Origin of the sequence: Campylobacter hominis ATCC BAA-381 (assembly GCF_000017585.1) — a bacterium.
GTDB lineage: Bacteria > Campylobacterota > Campylobacteria > Campylobacterales > Campylobacteraceae > Campylobacter_B > Campylobacter_B hominis.
This window is the reverse complement of record NC_009714.1, coordinates 460,759-475,807: the sequence shown is the minus strand read 5'-3', so window position 1 is coordinate 475,807 and position 15,049 is coordinate 460,759. Positions and strand designations below refer to the sequence as shown.

Here is a 15,049-nt window from a genome sequence, read left to right as displayed (position 1 = left end):
TTTAAAAAATATCTCTCATTATACTTTTATAAGACATATTTTACAAAAAAATAAAATACGGAACAATATTTTTTATTAATAACTCAAAATTTCGTTAAATTATAATATATAAAAATAAATAAACAATAAAATTTATTAAATTTGTTAGAAATCTTTATATTATAAAATACCGTGAAGTAATTTTAATTAATATTTAAAATTTATTTTTTAATTAAAACGGAAATAAAAAAGCAAATAGATGCTATAAGTATAATAATTGCGCCGCTTGTTAAATTAAAATAATAACTTAACAAAAGTCCGCTAATGCAGAAAAAAGCAGAAATAAAAGTCGCTAAAATCATCATTACGCTTAATTTTTTGGAAAATTTTTCAGCTATAAAAGGCGGAATTGTAATGAGCGCGATGACTAAAATCAATCCGACAACCTGTATGCAAGCTACGACGCTAAAAGCCATCATAATTACGAGCAGATAATAAAATGCCCTTGCATTTACGCCGCGCAAACCTGCAAACTCAGCATCAAAACTAATCGCTAGAAACTGTCTATAAAAAAGTATGATTAAAAGTGTAAAAATCAAGGCACAAATGCCGATAAATGCAAGTATTTCTTCATTTATAGCTAGAATCGAGCCAAAAAGATAGCCCATTAAGCCGGAACTATACCCTGGAGTAATGTCTATGAAAATAATTCCTATAGCCATTCCAAACGCCCAAATAGCACCTATCGCAGAATCGAATCGTTCCAAATTCCGCTCACTTATAAAAGCTATCACTAATGCTAAAAAAAATGCAAAAACACTTGCACCGAAAATCGGCGAAATTCCAAGAAAAAAGGCAATTCCAATGCCGCCATAAGCGCCATGCGCCACGCCTCCTGCTATAAATGACATTTTATTTATTACGATTAATGAGCCGACAACGCCGCAAATTATGCTGACTAAAATTCCACCCAAAAAAGCATTTTGCATAAAATTTAAAGATAAAATTTCAGACATTTTTACGAAATCCTACAAAATTTAAAATTTTATGTTTTTTTAAACCGCTTTTATTACTCAAATCCTGTCCGCAACTGCACTCTTTAAGAGCAAGCTCGATATCACAGAAATGGTGATGAGAATTTTTTATATGCGATAAAAACTCATCTTTTTGTATATTTGAAATATCGTGCATAAAAAGTGTTTTATTTGTGATATAAGCGGCTTTTGAAGCATAATTCAGTGCAAGATTTACATCGTGGCTTATCATTATGATACCGATTTTTTTGTTTAATTCTTTAAGTAATGTGTAAATTTCAATTTGTCCCACCGTGTCAATACTTGCAGTAGGTTCATCAAGTAAAAGTATGCGCGCATTTGCAGCTAGCGCTCTTGCTATATAAACACGCTGTCTTTGACCGCCGGAAAGGTCGCAAATACGATGTTTTGCAAACTTATCCATTCCGACAAGTTCTAAAAATTTCATAGCTGATTTTTTTTCGCCTTGAGAGTAAAAACCAAAAATTTTTCGACCCAAAAATCCCATAAGCACGACATCTTGCGCACTTATCGGAAAATTTTGAGCGATTTTTATATTTTGAGGAACATAGGCTATTTTTTTTGATTTTTGATTTGCTTTGTCACCAAATACTTTAATCTCCCCGCTTTGGGGCTTTAAAAGTCCTAAAATCAATTTAAAAAGTGTGCTTTTTCCGCCGCCGTTAGGTCCGAAAATACACAAAAAATCACTGCAATCATAGTTTAAATTTATATTTTTTAAAATTTCACATTTATCGTAACTAAAACTCAGATTTTTTATCTCGATATCGCTCAAAATTTTACCTTTTTTACATTAAATTTTGTCATTCTAACAAAATTTTATAAATTTTCGGCAAAAATTTCTACCGTTTTTTTCATCTCACTAAGCCAGTTTTCAGGTAATTGATCAATTTCAATCACCGCCGCATTTGTAGCTTTTGCGATTGATTTAGCCGAATTTTTTGAAAATTGTGGCGCTACAAAAATCACGCGAACATTTTCCTCTTTTGCCTCTTCAATCAATTCCTCAAGCTCGGCAGGTTTTGGCTCTTTTCCCTCTATTTCAATTGCGATTTGATTAAGAGAGTATCTTTTAGCGAAATATCCCCAGCTTGGATGATATACGATAAAATTTCTATTTTTTAATGCGCCTAATTTTGCAGCGGCGAATTTATCAAACTCATCAAGTTTTTTTAAAAATTCATTTGCATTTTTTTCAAAAATTTCCTTTTTATCAGGAAATTTATTAATTAAAGCGAACTTAATCGTTTCAACTTGAGTTTTAACTAAAACAGGATCAAGCCAAATGTGCGGATCAAGTCCGTGGTGATGGTGTTTTTCGTTTGTTTCGCAGTGGTGTTTAACTGCATTTTCGTCATGGAAATTTTCTTCATTCACATGTTCGTCATGATGATGCTCGGACATTGCGATTTTTTCTATTTTATCATCGGTTTTTATGATTTTTAAATCAGGAAAATTTTCAGCTATTTTCGGCAACCAAATTTCATCAAATTCGACTCCGACGGAAAAATAAAGCTCACTTTTTTCAAGATTTTTCATTTGAGACGGTTTCGGCTCATAAGTATGTGGATCGGCACCTTTTTCTATCATTGTATTTACCGAAATTTCATCGCCAGCTATCTGCTCAATAAAAAATTTTGTAGGCAAAATAGTCGTCGTAACAATTGGTTTTGCAAAAAGCAAACCGCTAAAAGCCAAAAAAACTAAAATTTTTTTCATTTTTATCCTTTTTTAAAATTTTGAAGCGGAATTATAGCAAATGCAACTTAGTTGCAACTTAATTAAAATAATAAAAATGTATGAATTCAACTTAATTTTTTAACAAATAATCTTAAAATATCCATATTTTAATGCTAAATCAAGTTTTAAATACTCTTAATTTTTATATCGCAACTATTTTAAAACAGTAATTTTGCGAAATTTCAAAAAATATGATTTTATAAAAAAATATCGACACTAAATATCACATATAATTTTTTCATCTGTTTTTTGGTAAAATAAGCCGATTTTTGGATAAAAAACTATTTAAAAATAAGGAAATTTTATGAACTCGAAAGAATTTTTGAACGAACACAATATCACTTTTACCACACTCCGCGCTCAGATGATAGAAATTTTACAACACGCAAAAAATCCTGTCAGTTATGATGAGCTTGTAGCAAAAACAGGAGCCAATAAAACTACAATTTACAGAAACATAGAACTTTTCAGCGAAAAGGGGTTAATTATTTCAAGCGAAAATAATCGCAAAAGTTTTTATGAACTTGCCGAACACGCAAAAGCCTATTTTGTATGTGAAAACTGTCACAAAATGGAAGAAATCTCAATGCCAGAAATCACACAAAAACACGTAAAAAGCGTAATTGTAAAAGGAATTTGTGATGAGTGCAGCAAGTGAAATTTGGGACGAAAAAAGCAAAAATTATCCTAAATTTAACGGTGATTTAAATGAAATTCAAAAAAATGCGATTGAAATTTTATCTCATTTTGGTTGCGATTTTAATGATAAAATTTTAATAGATATTGGCGCAGGAACCGGACTTTATTCACTTTATTTCGCTAAATTCTGTAAATTTGTAACGGCTTGTGATATTTCGAAAGATATGCTTGAAATTTTAAAAAATTCGGCAAAAAAATTTAAAATTTCAAATGTCAACACAATTTTAGGTGAGTTTTCAAAGCTGAATTTCAAACAGCATTTTGATATAGCATTTTTAAGTATGAGCCCTGCTTTGCAAAATGAAGATGATTTTGAAAAATTTTGCGATTTAGCAGACAATCACATTTATATAAATTGGCAAAATCCGCGAAAATCAAGTTTGCTGGCTAATTTTATAAATCCACAAAAGCGCAATCCGTATAAAACAACTCAAAAATTTACAGAATTTTTAGATAAGAAAAATATAAATTTTAAAAGTGAAATTTTTAAAGAAACATTTACACGCAAAAGATCATTACAAGCGGCTTTTGAAAATGTTTCATGGCATTTAAAAATAAATGAAATCAAAATAAATGAAAATGAAATTTCAAAAACTTTACAAACCTTAGCTGATGAATATGGAGAAATTGAAGATAAAATCGAAACCTGCATAAAAGTTATCGTCTATTAAAATATTTTATAAGTTTTTTAAATTTTGCAAAGTATTTTAAAAATATGCTTTAATTTATAATCTACAACCAAACACTGTGTTTTAAGCGATAAACTAGCGGAAAATACGATAAAAAAGCTACTAGTAAAACATTGCAAATCAATGAAATTTTAAACCAAAAATCATCTATTTTTTGTTTTAACACTTTGGAAATTACAGCAATAAATCCCGGCAAAGCTCCACAAAAAAGCAGAATATAAATAAAATATCCTATATAGTGATACTCACCAGAAAGCATACAAAACGGGCATTTGTGAAGCGGCAGCTCATAAATATAAGGCGAAAAAAATCTGATCAGAGCATAAATGCAGGCGAAAAAAAACACAAAACTGAAAAATCCGAAAATATAGCGCAATCTTAAATAAATAGAAACGATCAAAATCAAAAAAGAAACGTAAAAAGCACTCAAAATAAAGCCATTTTTATAATAAATCGGCGTATGCCCGATATAATTTTCTCTAAAAACTTCGCTGCAACAACTAACTGTCTGATTAAAGCTTATTCCTTTAAAATGCAAAATTTCTAAAATAAGTTCAAGCGCGAAAAGCGCGAAAATAACGATAAAAAGCAAAAATTTAAGCTTTGTAAAACTGCTGTTTTTATCTTTAAAATCCAAAAAATTTATATATAAAAAACTGCATAGAAAAAATAAATTTAAAATTTTTACAGCTAACATCGCGCTTCCGTAATTTGTCGCATCAAATACCCCTACAGCGCACATAGCTCCTGGAATTAAAGGCGCGATTTCATCCGCACAAAAAATAAAAAATAAAAAAAGTGGAATTTTAATTAAAAATATAAAATAAACTACGGTTGAAACCAGATACGACTGATTTGCAAGCTTGTATTGAGCCTGCGTAAGCGAATCCGGATCAAATTTCAAAGCAATTTTTACGGCAAAAAACAGCGCTAAAAATGCGAACATAAAAATAAAAATTTCAACGATAAAAAAACTCAAAATAAAAGGCGATTTAAAAATCATTTTGTAAGCCTGAATACGCTATTTACGCAAGAATTTTCAATCAAAAACGGATCGTGCGTTGAAATTACAATTGTTTTGCCTTTATTTTGTAGAAATTTTAAAATTTCTACAAATTTTTGACTCAAAAAAGCGTCCAAATTTGCCGTCGGTTCGTCCGCCAAAATAATATCCGCATCATTTATAAGCGCTCTTATAATCGCAACTCTTTGCATTTCACCACCACTTAAATTTTTAGCAAGTTCATTTTTTTTATTTTTTAAATTAAACTCGTCCAAAAGTTCATCAGCTCTTTGTAAAGGCAAAATTTTGCAAGGAAGAGCCGGCAAAATAATATTTTCAAATACGCTCAGTGTCGGAATGAGATTAAAATTTTGAAATATAAAGCCGATATTTTCGCGTCTAAAAAGGCTCATAAATTTTAAACTGAGCTTATTTATGCTCTCATTTTTTACGATAATTTCTCCGGCGCTTGGTTTATAAAGTCCTGCAATCATCGATAAAACTGTTGTTTTGCCACTTCCACTTACACCGTTTAATATAAAAATTTCGCCTTTTTTTACGCTAAAACTTATATCTTTAACCGCGATAAATTCATTCGGCTTATTTTCATTAAAAATTTTCGTAACATTTTTAAGCTCTATCATTTTAAAATTTCTCCTGCGTCAAGTGTTGCGATTTTCCACGCAGGTATTATGCTAACTCCCACATAAAATGGCACGCTTAATAAAAACAGCATAAAAAAGTCGGCGAAATCAAATACAAAAGGCAGATCGAAATTAATTTTTAAAGCCGAATATCCTGCAAAAACATTTGAAATAATCGGCGCTTTTAAGAAAAAAACATAAAAAATAGCCAATGCCAAACCGATCAAAAATGCAGTAAAGCTTATAATCAAACTCTCAAAAAGTTTTGATTTGATTATATCCGAAATTTCCCAGCCAAGAGCTTTTAAAATCCCTATTTCGCGCCTTTCTTCGCTTCTAATTCCGCTTAATTTATCATACAGAATAACACAGAAGCTAAATAATGAAATAATTAAAAGAATTAAAAAAATTCCATTTTTAAAATCGTAGAGAAGATTAAATTGTTTAACCATTTCATATTTTGTAATTACACGAAATTTAGGATATTTAAGCCTAATTTTTTGAGCTATAAAATCCACTTCAAGAGGATTTGAAATTTTAAGCGTTACATCGCTGAATTCGTCGTCTTTTATACCTAAAATTTTACGTGCATTGGAAATTTCCGTGATAATCACATCGTTATCTATAAGTTCCGCGCCGCTTTTATAAACTCCGCTTGGCACAAGTGAAATAAGCTCGTCATCAGGCGCAAAAAAAGGAAGTGCACCGTAAGTTGAGATTTGCGCCCTCAGTGCATCATATACATTTTGCGAACTGATCATGAAATTCGGCTTAAAATCACTTAAATTTTGAGCTATCCGAGTTATGTTCTTATCAAAATATTCTTCAAAACTTTCAATTCCGAATATCGTAAGATAAAGCTTTTCACGCTCGAAATGATATTGGCCCGTAACTCGCGGCAAAACGCCTGAAATTCCTGGAATTTTATAAAATTCATCTATTTCGTCCTGTGAAATAAAATGTGCTCTGCCGCCATAATATTTTTGCACCAAAATTTCAGGTAAATCTTTGCTGATTGTGCTATATTCGCTTTTTAAAGATGAACAAATCAAAATCGACGAACTGATTAAAAAAACTAAAATCGCAAAAATAATGCCGATTGCTAAATTTTTAAAACCGAAACGAAATACGGATTTTAAAGCATAATCAAATATATTATTCATAAATTTTGTATTGTCCGCTTTGTGTAAATGAACCTATTTGACGCTCTTTAAATCCAGGATAAAAAGCAAAAATTTCATTTATCTCCGCTTCAAACGGAAATCTTGAAATTCCATCAAAAAACGCAAAAAAATTCATACCTGTAAGTGCTACAAAGTGCGATTTTACAGCACTTTTGTCGAAATTTTCATTAGTTTTTTGTAAATATAAAATTTCAGCAAGTAAAACCGCACAGATTAAAGTAAAAAAAACAGCAAATTTTTTACTCACATTTAAATCCGTCAAGCTCGCAAATAACGGCTTTATCTATATCATCAAATTTTAAAATTTTACTTGCTTTGTGATCACTTTTAAAAGCTTTTGCTTCACTTTCATCGGCAAATGCAATCAACTCATTTCCCATAGGACCGAAAACATCGCTACCGATGACATAAAATGCGGTTTTTCCGTTGATTGAGCCTTGAGAATAGTAGTCACTGACTTCGATTTTTGCTATTTTTTCCGATTTTTTGCCGTATTTCTCAGGCTCCAAAATAAATTTCATCATATCTTTTACGCCGTCGAATGCTTTATATTCGCCGTTTTCATAAGAAATTTTAGCTATAAAATTAGGATATTTATACACAAACATCGCACAAACCGCGCAACGATCTTTTTCATCTATTTTTATTTTAGCCGATTTTGATTTTACTTCGTCCCATAGATATCTTGTTACGGCTTGAGCTTTTTTCGGTTCGATATCTTTGCAGGATTTTAAAACTTCAGCTTTCAATTCATTGATTTTTGAGAATTTTTCCACATCGATTTTTTGACATTTATTTTCGTAGATTTTTTTGTCTTTAGGATACATTTTTTTCTTAAGCATCTTTGAACGTTCAACATTCTCAGCTGCCAATGAATTTTTTGCAATTTGAACGGCTTCTTTAAAAGTTTTTATCTCTCCGCCAAAATTTTTTATAAAATCTTTTGCATCATTTTCATTTTCAAATGCGAATTTGCTGACTTTCGACATGGTTCCTTTTACTTTGCTTCCAACTACATAAAATGCTTTGTTTGCATCTATAATTTTTTCGCTTTTTGCATCCGTAACCTTTACTTCATCTAAAATAGCATCGTTATCGGCTACCAAGCATCTAATTGAGCAATATTGCGTCTTTGTGCCGTCTTTGTGAACAGAAGCGTGAGATGTTTTGTAATTGTGTTTTATACTCATTCCACAAATAGGGCAAAATTCTTTGCCTTCGCCGGTTTGTAAAAATTCGGGGTTTTCACTCATTTTGTTAAATTTTACCTCATCAGCTAAACTGACACCGAAAAATAAAGACAAAACAAATAAAATTTTTAAGAAAAATTTCATTTTTAATCCTTTTGTAAAAAAAATTTTCGAGATTTTAACGAAATAAAATAAATAATGTATTTTTTTAAATAGTAATTTTTGCAATATTTTTCCGCGTAATTTCACATTGTTTTGAAAATAAAAATTTTAAATGATATTTTTTTAATAAACAGCGGAAAAGAATTTAAAATTCAAATAAAAATTGCTTAAATAAGCCTAATTTGACGGCTTATTTAAGATTTTACGTTTTTAAAATTTTGATAAAACGATAAATATTACAAATCGCCAAAAAGATTTTTTAAATCTTGCATAGCCTCTTCGTTTGTTTTTTTGCTCTCGCCGGTTTCTACAAGCTCGATTTGTAAACCTGTAAGCATACTTGCCAAACGAATATTTAGGCCGCTTTTTCCTATAGCTTTACTTTTTTGCGCCGGATTTATATAAACTATCGCCTTATCTTCCGATATTTTTACAGAATTTGCGATTGCCGGACTCATCGCACGCGCTACTAAAATTTCAGGCTGATTACTCCATTCGATTACATCAATATTTTCTTTTTTCAATTCAGCGCTTACAGCATTTATTCTTACGCCTTTTGTTCCTACGGTGGCGCCGACAGGATCTATATTAGGACTAATTGCGCTAAGAGCTATTTTAGCTCTTTTTCCAGGAATTCTGGCGCAGGCTTTTAATATTACGCTTCCGTCTTTTATCTCCGGAACTTCCGCTTTAAGCAAAGCTTCCAAAAATTTCGGACTGGTTCTTGAAAGCTCGATTTTTATTCCTTGATTTTTATCGATAAAAACATGGCGAATTACCGCATTTATTATATCTCCGACTTCAAATTTTTCATCTTTTATGCGGTTTTTCATCGGCAAATAAGCTTTTATATCATCCACTTCTACATAAGTTGTTTGTTCTCTATCGACTCCTGTGACGCTTCCGTGCACCAATTCACCGATTTTTTCATTGTAATGTTTCAAAATTTTTTCTTCAAGTAGCCTTTGTATATGATAATTTAATTCATTAAAAAGAATTTGCGAAGCTGTACGACCGATTTTTTCCAAGTTTATATCATAGCTTATTTCATCGCCTATTTCTATTGTAGGATCGATCTTTTTGGCTTTATCCAAAGTTATAAAATTTTGCTCGTTCAAGCCGTCTTTTAACACAAAATCATTTGCCACAACAGATACTTTTTGAAAAAGTTTTATTTTTTTACTGACAGGATCTATTTGACTTTCATATACAAAGTCTTCGCCAAAAATTTTTTTTGCGGTTTGGATAAACGCTATTTTCACTTTTTCGCTGACTTCAGCTTCTTCAAGCCCTTTTTCATTTGCGATAGATTCTATAATGTCCGTGATTTTTTCCATATATTTTTTCCTTAATGATTACAAAATTTTTTATTGGATTTTTCAAATTTGTAAGATTTTGAATTCTAGCAAAAGTAGCTTGAAAATTCTTTAAAATTTAAACGAATTTTTAAAGAATTTCGGTTAAAATATTAAATTTAAAAAATTTTAAAGGACGCTAGATGAATTTAAAACTTGCAAGAACTGAAATTAACGCTAAACCGGCTGAAATTTCTTTGGAAAAACTGGAAGAAGAAGTGAAAAAAAACGGACAAAATTTTTTTTATTTTGATAGAGAAAATTCTCACAAAGACCTTATTTTATTAATTGAAGCTTTTGAAAAAAAAGGATATAGCGTATATCATAGAACCGTAAAAATAGGACTTGGGGAAAACGAATATATGTATGAGGTTCATATACTTTGAAATTGTTGTATTTACAAACGCTTGGATGTGCGATGAATGTTCGAGACAGCGAACATATCGTAGCCGAACTGAAAGATGAATATAAACTTACGGATGATATTTCAAAAGCCGATCTTATTTTGATAAATACATGTTCCGTTCGTGAAAAACCGGTACATAAGCTTTTCAGTGAAATCGGCGCTTTCAATAAAGTAAGAAAAAATGGAAGCAAAATCGGAGTTTGCGGTTGCACAGCTTCACATTTGGGTGAAGAAATTTTCAACAAAGCGCCTTTTGTTGATTTTGTGCTTGGAGCAAGAAACGTATCAAAAATCAGCGAAGCCGTAAAAACTCCGAAATTTATCAGCACGGATATAAATTACGATGAAAGCGAATTCGCATTTGGAGAATTTCGCGGCTCGCCTTATAAAGCGTTTGTAAATATAATGATCGGCTGCGATAAAAAATGCAGCTACTGTATAGTTCCGCAAACTCGCGGAAAAGAGATATCGATTCCTGCTGAAATTATTTTAAATGAAGCAAGTAAAGCCGTGCAAAACGGAGCAAAAGAGATATTTTTACTTGGTCAAAACGTAAATAATTACGGAAAATTTTTTAGCAGCCGACATGAAAAAATGGATTTCAGCGATTTACTTGTAAAAATCAGTGAAATAAAAGGGGTGGAAAGGATTCGTTTTACAAGTCCGCATCCGCTTCATATGGATGATAAATTTCTTGATATTTTCACATCAAATCCAAAAATTTGCAAATCAATGCATATGCCTTTACAAAGCGGTTCTACAAAAGTTTTAAGAGATATGAGACGAGGATACGACAAAGAATGGTTTTTAAACAGAGCTCTGCGTTTAAGAAAAATGTGCCCCGAAGTGTCAATCAGCACTGATATAATCGTAGCTTATCCTACGGAAAGTGAAGATGATTTTAAAGATACGATGGAAGTTTTAAACGAAGTTAAATTCGAGCAGATTTTTTCTTTTAAATTTTCACCGCGTCCTTTAACTGCGGCTGAAAATTTGCCTTTGATTGACAATGAAATCGCTTCAAAAAGACTTGAAATTTTACAATCCCGTCATAATGAAATTTTAGATGAAATAATGAAAAATCAAGTCGGCAAAATTTTCGATGTTTATTTCGAAGAGCTTCGCGCAAACGGCGAAGTCGCAGGACGCAGTTTTTCAAATTTTTTAGTCAGCGTAAAAGGAAGTGAAGATTTACTTGGCAAAATTTTACCTGTTCGTATAGAAAAAGCCTCTAGAATGGTGCTTTATGGAAAAATTACCGCTTAGCAAACGCGTTAAAATTTTTATAATCGAAAATCTTATTTATCTAACGATTTTCATTATTTCACTTACCTGCAAAAAAAAATTTTCATTCGATGAAATTCCGAAAAAGCCGGTTATAGTTGTATTTTGGCATGGAAGACTTGCTATGATGAGTCTTATTTATAAGCAATGTTGGAAACAAAGACCTGCAAAAGTTATGATTTCAGATCACAAAGACGGCGAAATTATAACTCGCGTAATTTCACATTTCGGTATCGGCGCAATTCGCGGAAGCAGTTCAAAAAATGCCGCGCGCGCTTTAATTTCGGCATTTCGTGAACTTGATAATGGCGTAAATATAGTTATTACGCCTGATGGCCCAAGAGGTCCTTTTCAAAGCGTCGCAGACGGAGCAGCCATTATTGCGCAGAAAAAAAATACGCAAATAGTAGCTATAAATTATGAAGCAAGCTCGTTTTGGAAATTTAAAAGTTGGGATAAAATGATTTTGCCAAAACCGTTTTCCAAAATAAACTTCAGCATTTCAAAACCTTTTAGCGTCGCAAATATGGATATAAAAGACGCAAACGAAAAAATAAAAAACGAACTTTTAAAAGCCGGCGAAAATGATAAACGATTTTAAATTTAGCATAATAATAATTTTGATAAAATTATATAGTTTTGATTAAGGAAAAAATAATGGGATTTTTTAAAAGTAAAAAAGCATTTTTTACGGCATTTATAAATAAAAATTATTGCGAAGTTTATTATAGAAAAATAGGTGCGGACCGCGCTATCATAGATGAAAAATTCAAAAAAATAACATATGAAAACGACAAAGACTTAAAAAACGAAATTATAAACCTTGGAATTTTAAACGAAAAAAATCTGACTTCATCCGTTGTTATTGATGACAAAGATCAACAAGTATTTATGCAAAGCGGCTTAGCAAGCGATGAGAATTTCATTTTCCAAAATATAGATAAAAATTTTACCTGTGCTTTTGATAAAAAATTTGCTGACGCGCTTGATGAAAAATGCGGCATTAAGTTCGATTTTCATACGAGTTTATTTAAAATTTTATATTTTTTATATAAAAATCAAAATTTCAGCACAAACTCACTTTACGCATTAAAAGCAAAAAATAAAATTTTATTTTTAATAGCAAATAAAAATGAGGTCTTTTTTACGGATTTAGTGTTATTTGACGAAAACTGCATAGATAGCGACCGTGAATTTTTGCAAATTTTAAAAGATGAGATAGATAAATTTTATAAAACAAATGATAGTGATTTTATCGAAAATATTGCAATTTACAGCGACGATGAACTAAATCACGAACTTGGATATGTGATTTTCACACAAATTTTTATAAAAACGGAAATTCATTTTGTAAATATTTGCGAATACACAAATAAAATTTCAATCAAAGAAACGTATTAAAAGCCTATTTTCGTATATATATCCGCGAATAAGTGTCGGAATTTTTTTTACTCTGCATAATTCTTTAAATTTTTTATCCAATTTTTCTTGCTTTTTATAAGGCGAAATAAAAATTTGTGTTTTAGTTTTGCAAATACAAATTTTTCCTGAAACAACACAATTTTGCCTTTTTTCAATCTCTTTTCTTTGATTTTGAGAAAGTAAAATTCCTGAAATTTTACAAGCTTTATCGATTAAATTCATAGCGTTCGGCAAGTTTTTAATTATAAAAAATTCATTGTTGGAAAACTCAAATTCGCCCAAAAGAATCTCTTTATCTTTTTGCAAAAACGTAAAACTTTTGGCTAAATTCTCAGCATATTTACTTACAAATTTATCACTGAACTCAGCTCTTATAAAATTTCTTTTAAATTTTAAATTTTGATTCGAAATATCATTAAAAAATTTCAGATTGTTAATACGTAAAAAATTTAAAATTTCATCTTTACCGGTATTTAAAAGCGGCCTTAAAACAGTAAAATTTTCGCGTTTTTCAACCATTTCAGGTGACAGAAGATTTACAAGCCCTGAGCCTTTACTAAGCTGCATTAAAAACCACTCGAACTTATCATTTAACTGATGAGCCGTAATGACGACATTGTAGCCGTTTTGCACGCAAAGTTTTTCAAAAAAACTCCATCTTATTTTTCGCGCTTCGTTTTCAAAATTTCCGTTTAAATTAAATTTTAAAGGCGAAATAAGACAATGAAATTTTAAATTATTTTTTTCGCAAAGTTCACGCGCACAAACCATCTCCAAATCGCTGTTTTCGCGCGTTTTATAATTTACAAAAGCAACGTCGAATTTTAAATTTAAATCAAGTAAAGTATGAAATAAAGCAGTGCTGTCACTTCCATGTGAAAACGCCAAAATAGCGCGCTTAAAGCGCAAAATTTCTAAAATTTCAGGCTCAATTTTAAGAGATGATTTTAGCAAGCAGTTTTCCACCTACAAAATCAGTAATTTTAATTTTATAAAGTCCGCCGACTTCAACATTTTCCAATTCACTTTCATTTATTAAAATTTCGCCGTCTATTTCAAAATCCCAAATTGCAAGCTTTGCGCCGTAAAAAAACTCGCCTTCACTGCTAAATCCGCAAATTTCAGCCATTTGCTCGGTACCTATTAATGCGCGGAAACTCTCATCGATAGCACGGTCAGCTATTTTTGCTATTTTATTAAGTCTTTTTTTTATTATATTTTGCGGTATCTGCTTCATTTCGAAACTTGCCGTATCTTCTTCTTTACTGTAAGCAAAAACGGAAATTCTGTCAAACTTGAACTCCTGCAAAAACCTGCAAAGCTCATCAAAATATTCTTCGCTTTCTCCTGGATGCCCCACTATTATACCGGTTCTTAAAAATGAATTTTTAGCTGCTCTCATAGTTTGTAAAAGTTCCAAAATTTCAGCTTTACCGTTTCCTCGCTTCATAATTTTAAGCATTTCATCGTTGATATGCTGAATTGGCATATCAAAATAATTTACAAAAACAGGCGAGTCGATAATTACCTGCAACAGCTCTTTATTTGTAGTAGTCGGATAAAGATATAAAATTCTGGCAATTTTAACGCCATTTATTTTTTCTATCTCTTTAATAAGCGAAATAAGTCCGTTTTTAAGCCCTATATCCCTTCCAAAACTGCTGGTATCCTGCGCTATAAAACTGAAATCATAATATCCGCGCTCAACAAGCATTTCAACTTCCGAAACTATATTTTGTATATCACGACTTTTAAGGCGACCTTTGAAACTTGGAATTGCGCAAAAACTACATTTTTGATTGCAACCTTCTGAAATTTTAATATAAGCGTGAAAATTTGTTCCTGTAATTACGCGATTTTCATTTTTTTGTAAAAAAGTTTCATCTGAAAATTTGCTGAGTTTTCCAGCAATCATCTTATCGATTTCACCGAAATCGCCGACACCGCTAAAAATATCAACATCAGGAAGTTCTTTTATAAGTTCATCTTTATAGCGCTGCATAAGACAACCGGTAACTGCTAAAATAGAACCTTTTTTTCTAATTTCGCAAAGTTCTAAAATCGCTCTTATACTCTCTTGCTTTGCACTGTTTATGAATCCGCAAGTATTTACAATAAGCACGTCAGCTTCTTTTGGAATATCCGTAACTTCAAAATCACGCAATGCTCCAAGCATAATCTCGCTATCGACTAAATTTTTATTACACCCTAAAGATTGCAAAAAAACTTTTGGCATA

At 31.2% G+C, this 15,049-nt stretch carries 17 protein-coding genes; 6 read left to right on the top strand and 11 right to left on the bottom strand.

The annotated features are described in order from the left end of the window. Positions 1-200: 200 nt before the first annotated feature. The 3 genes from CHAB381_RS02485 to CHAB381_RS02475 are packed head-to-tail and all read right to left on the bottom strand — an operon-like array spanning position 201 to position 2,753. Positions 201-995 carry a metal ABC transporter permease gene (locus CHAB381_RS02485; RefSeq protein WP_012108393.1) on the bottom strand — a complete coding sequence of 265 codons (795 nt, stop codon included), beginning with the start codon at positions 993-995 and terminating at the stop codon, positions 201-203. Beyond that, positions 988-1,809: a metal ABC transporter ATP-binding protein gene (locus CHAB381_RS02480; RefSeq protein WP_012108392.1), complete on the bottom strand. Its 822-nt coding sequence runs from the start codon at positions 1,807-1,809 to the stop codon at positions 988-990. Before CHAB381_RS02480 ends, CHAB381_RS02485 begins: the two co-directional genes overlap by 8 nt. 44 nt (positions 1,810-1,853) lie before the next feature. Then, entirely contained in the window at positions 1,854-2,753 is a 900-nt protein-coding gene (locus tag CHAB381_RS02475; protein WP_012108391.1) for a metal ABC transporter solute-binding protein, Zn/Mn family, read from the bottom strand. A gap of 325 nt (positions 2,754-3,078) precedes the next feature. Between CHAB381_RS02475 and CHAB381_RS02470 the strand changes: the two genes are divergently transcribed. Both CHAB381_RS02470 and CHAB381_RS02465 read left to right on the top strand, forming a co-directional pair. Further along, positions 3,079-3,432 carry a Fur family transcriptional regulator gene (locus CHAB381_RS02470; RefSeq protein WP_012108390.1) on the top strand — a complete coding sequence of 118 codons (354 nt, stop codon included), beginning with the start codon at positions 3,079-3,081 and terminating at the stop codon, positions 3,430-3,432. Further along, a complete protein-coding gene (locus CHAB381_RS02465; RefSeq protein WP_012108389.1) occupies positions 3,416-4,144 on the top strand; it encodes a class I SAM-dependent methyltransferase in 729 nt (242 codons plus the stop codon). The genes CHAB381_RS02470 and CHAB381_RS02465 overlap by 17 nt, the downstream gene beginning before the upstream one ends. Before the next feature lie 61 nt (positions 4,145-4,205). Here the strand turns inward: CHAB381_RS02465 and CHAB381_RS02460 are convergent, their stop codons facing one another. The 6 genes from CHAB381_RS02460 to nusA all read right to left on the bottom strand — a co-directional run bounded on the left by CHAB381_RS02460 (position 4,206) and on the right by nusA (position 9,682). Continuing rightward, the gene (locus tag CHAB381_RS02460) at positions 4,206-5,165 is read right to left on the bottom strand and encodes a hypothetical protein (RefSeq protein ID WP_012108388.1); all 960 of its coding nucleotides are present in this window, start codon (positions 5,163-5,165) and stop codon (positions 4,206-4,208) included. After that, on the bottom strand, positions 5,162-5,809 hold the full coding sequence (locus CHAB381_RS02455; RefSeq protein ID WP_012108387.1) for an ABC transporter ATP-binding protein: 648 nt from the start codon (positions 5,807-5,809) through the stop codon (positions 5,162-5,164). The genes CHAB381_RS02460 and CHAB381_RS02455 overlap by 4 nt, the downstream gene beginning before the upstream one ends. Then, complete coding sequence (locus CHAB381_RS02450) at positions 5,806-6,972, bottom strand: ABC transporter permease (RefSeq protein WP_012108386.1); 1,167 nt, start codon at positions 6,970-6,972, stop codon at positions 5,806-5,808. Before CHAB381_RS02450 ends, CHAB381_RS02455 begins: the two co-directional genes overlap by 4 nt. Next, entirely contained in the window at positions 6,965-7,240 is a 276-nt protein-coding gene (locus CHAB381_RS02445; RefSeq protein WP_012108385.1) for a hypothetical protein, read from the bottom strand. Before CHAB381_RS02445 ends, CHAB381_RS02450 begins: the two co-directional genes overlap by 8 nt. Continuing rightward, entirely contained in the window at positions 7,233-8,327 is a 1,095-nt protein-coding gene (locus CHAB381_RS02440) for a nitrous oxide reductase accessory protein NosL (RefSeq protein WP_012108384.1), read from the bottom strand. The genes CHAB381_RS02445 and CHAB381_RS02440 overlap by 8 nt, the downstream gene beginning before the upstream one ends. Before the next feature lie 254 nt (positions 8,328-8,581). Next, positions 8,582-9,682, bottom strand: a complete 1,101-nt coding sequence (gene nusA, locus CHAB381_RS02435) for a transcription termination factor NusA (protein ID WP_012108383.1) — start codon at positions 9,680-9,682, stop codon at positions 8,582-8,584. Between the two features lie 161 nt (positions 9,683-9,843). On the opposite strand from nusA, the gene CHAB381_RS02430 reads away from it, so the two are divergent. Genes CHAB381_RS02430 through CHAB381_RS02415 form a run of 4 tightly spaced genes read left to right on the top strand, consistent with a single transcriptional unit; the run spans position 9,844 to position 12,791 of the window. After that, complete coding sequence (locus CHAB381_RS02430; protein ID WP_012108382.1) at positions 9,844-10,086, top strand: HP0268 family nuclease; 243 nt, start codon at positions 9,844-9,846, stop codon at positions 10,084-10,086. A 32-nt stretch (positions 10,087-10,118) separates the two neighbouring features. After that, entirely contained in the window at positions 10,119-11,372 is a 1,254-nt protein-coding gene (gene miaB / locus CHAB381_RS02425) for a tRNA (N6-isopentenyl adenosine(37)-C2)-methylthiotransferase MiaB (protein WP_049752824.1), read from the top strand. Next, a complete protein-coding gene (locus CHAB381_RS02420; RefSeq protein WP_012108378.1) occupies positions 11,353-11,991 on the top strand; it encodes a lysophospholipid acyltransferase family protein in 639 nt (212 codons plus the stop codon). The genes miaB and CHAB381_RS02420 overlap by 20 nt, the downstream gene beginning before the upstream one ends. A gap of 56 nt (positions 11,992-12,047) precedes the next feature. Continuing rightward, positions 12,048-12,791: a hypothetical protein gene (locus tag CHAB381_RS02415; RefSeq protein ID WP_012108377.1), complete on the top strand. Its 744-nt coding sequence runs from the start codon at positions 12,048-12,050 to the stop codon at positions 12,789-12,791. On the opposite strand, the gene tilS is transcribed toward CHAB381_RS02415, so the two are convergent. Then, on the bottom strand, positions 12,771-13,766 hold the full coding sequence (tilS, locus tag CHAB381_RS02410) for a tRNA lysidine(34) synthetase TilS (protein ID WP_012108376.1): 996 nt from the start codon (positions 13,764-13,766) through the stop codon (positions 12,771-12,773). The genes CHAB381_RS02415 and tilS overlap by 21 nt on opposite strands. Continuing rightward, the gene (gene rimO, locus CHAB381_RS02405) at positions 13,747-15,048 is read right to left on the bottom strand and encodes a 30S ribosomal protein S12 methylthiotransferase RimO (RefSeq protein WP_012108375.1); all 1,302 of its coding nucleotides are present in this window, start codon (positions 15,046-15,048) and stop codon (positions 13,747-13,749) included. Before rimO ends, tilS begins: the two co-directional genes overlap by 20 nt. Between the last annotated feature and the right edge of the window lies 1 nt (position 15,049).

Coding starts and splice junctions, on each gene's coding strand:
- CHAB381_RS02430 (WP_012108382.1), top strand. CDS start 9,844: ATGAATTTAAAACTTGCAAGAACTGAAATTAACGCTAAACCGGCTGAA.
- CHAB381_RS02420 (WP_012108378.1), top strand. CDS start 11,353: ATGGAAAAATTACCGCTTAGCAAACGCGTTAAAATTTTTATAATCGAA.
- CHAB381_RS02450 (WP_012108386.1), bottom strand. CDS start 6,972: ATGAATAATATATTTGATTATGCTTTAAAATCCGTATTTCGTTTCGGT.
- CHAB381_RS02470 (WP_012108390.1), top strand. CDS start 3,079: ATGAACTCGAAAGAATTTTTGAACGAACACAATATCACTTTTACCACA.
- CHAB381_RS02485 (WP_012108393.1), bottom strand. CDS start 995: ATGTCTGAAATTTTATCTTTAAATTTTATGCAAAATGCTTTTTTGGGT.
- CHAB381_RS02460 (WP_012108388.1), bottom strand. CDS start 5,165: ATGATTTTTAAATCGCCTTTTATTTTGAGTTTTTTTATCGTTGAAATT.
- rimO (WP_012108375.1), bottom strand. CDS start 15,048: ATGCCAAAAGTTTTTTTGCAATCTTTAGGGTGTAATAAAAATTTAGTC.
- miaB (WP_049752824.1), top strand. CDS start 10,119: ATGAATGTTCGAGACAGCGAACATATCGTAGCCGAACTGAAAGATGAA.
- nusA (WP_012108383.1), bottom strand. CDS start 9,682: ATGGAAAAAATCACGGACATTATAGAATCTATCGCAAATGAAAAAGGG.
- CHAB381_RS02455 (WP_012108387.1), bottom strand. CDS start 5,809: ATGATAGAGCTTAAAAATGTTACGAAAATTTTTAATGAAAATAAGCCG.
- CHAB381_RS02465 (WP_012108389.1), top strand. CDS start 3,416: ATGAGTGCAGCAAGTGAAATTTGGGACGAAAAAAGCAAAAATTATCCT.
- CHAB381_RS02475 (WP_012108391.1), bottom strand. CDS start 2,753: ATGAAAAAAATTTTAGTTTTTTTGGCTTTTAGCGGTTTGCTTTTTGCA.
- CHAB381_RS02415 (WP_012108377.1), top strand. CDS start 12,048: ATGGGATTTTTTAAAAGTAAAAAAGCATTTTTTACGGCATTTATAAAT.
- CHAB381_RS02440 (WP_012108384.1), bottom strand. CDS start 8,327: ATGAAATTTTTCTTAAAAATTTTATTTGTTTTGTCTTTATTTTTCGGT.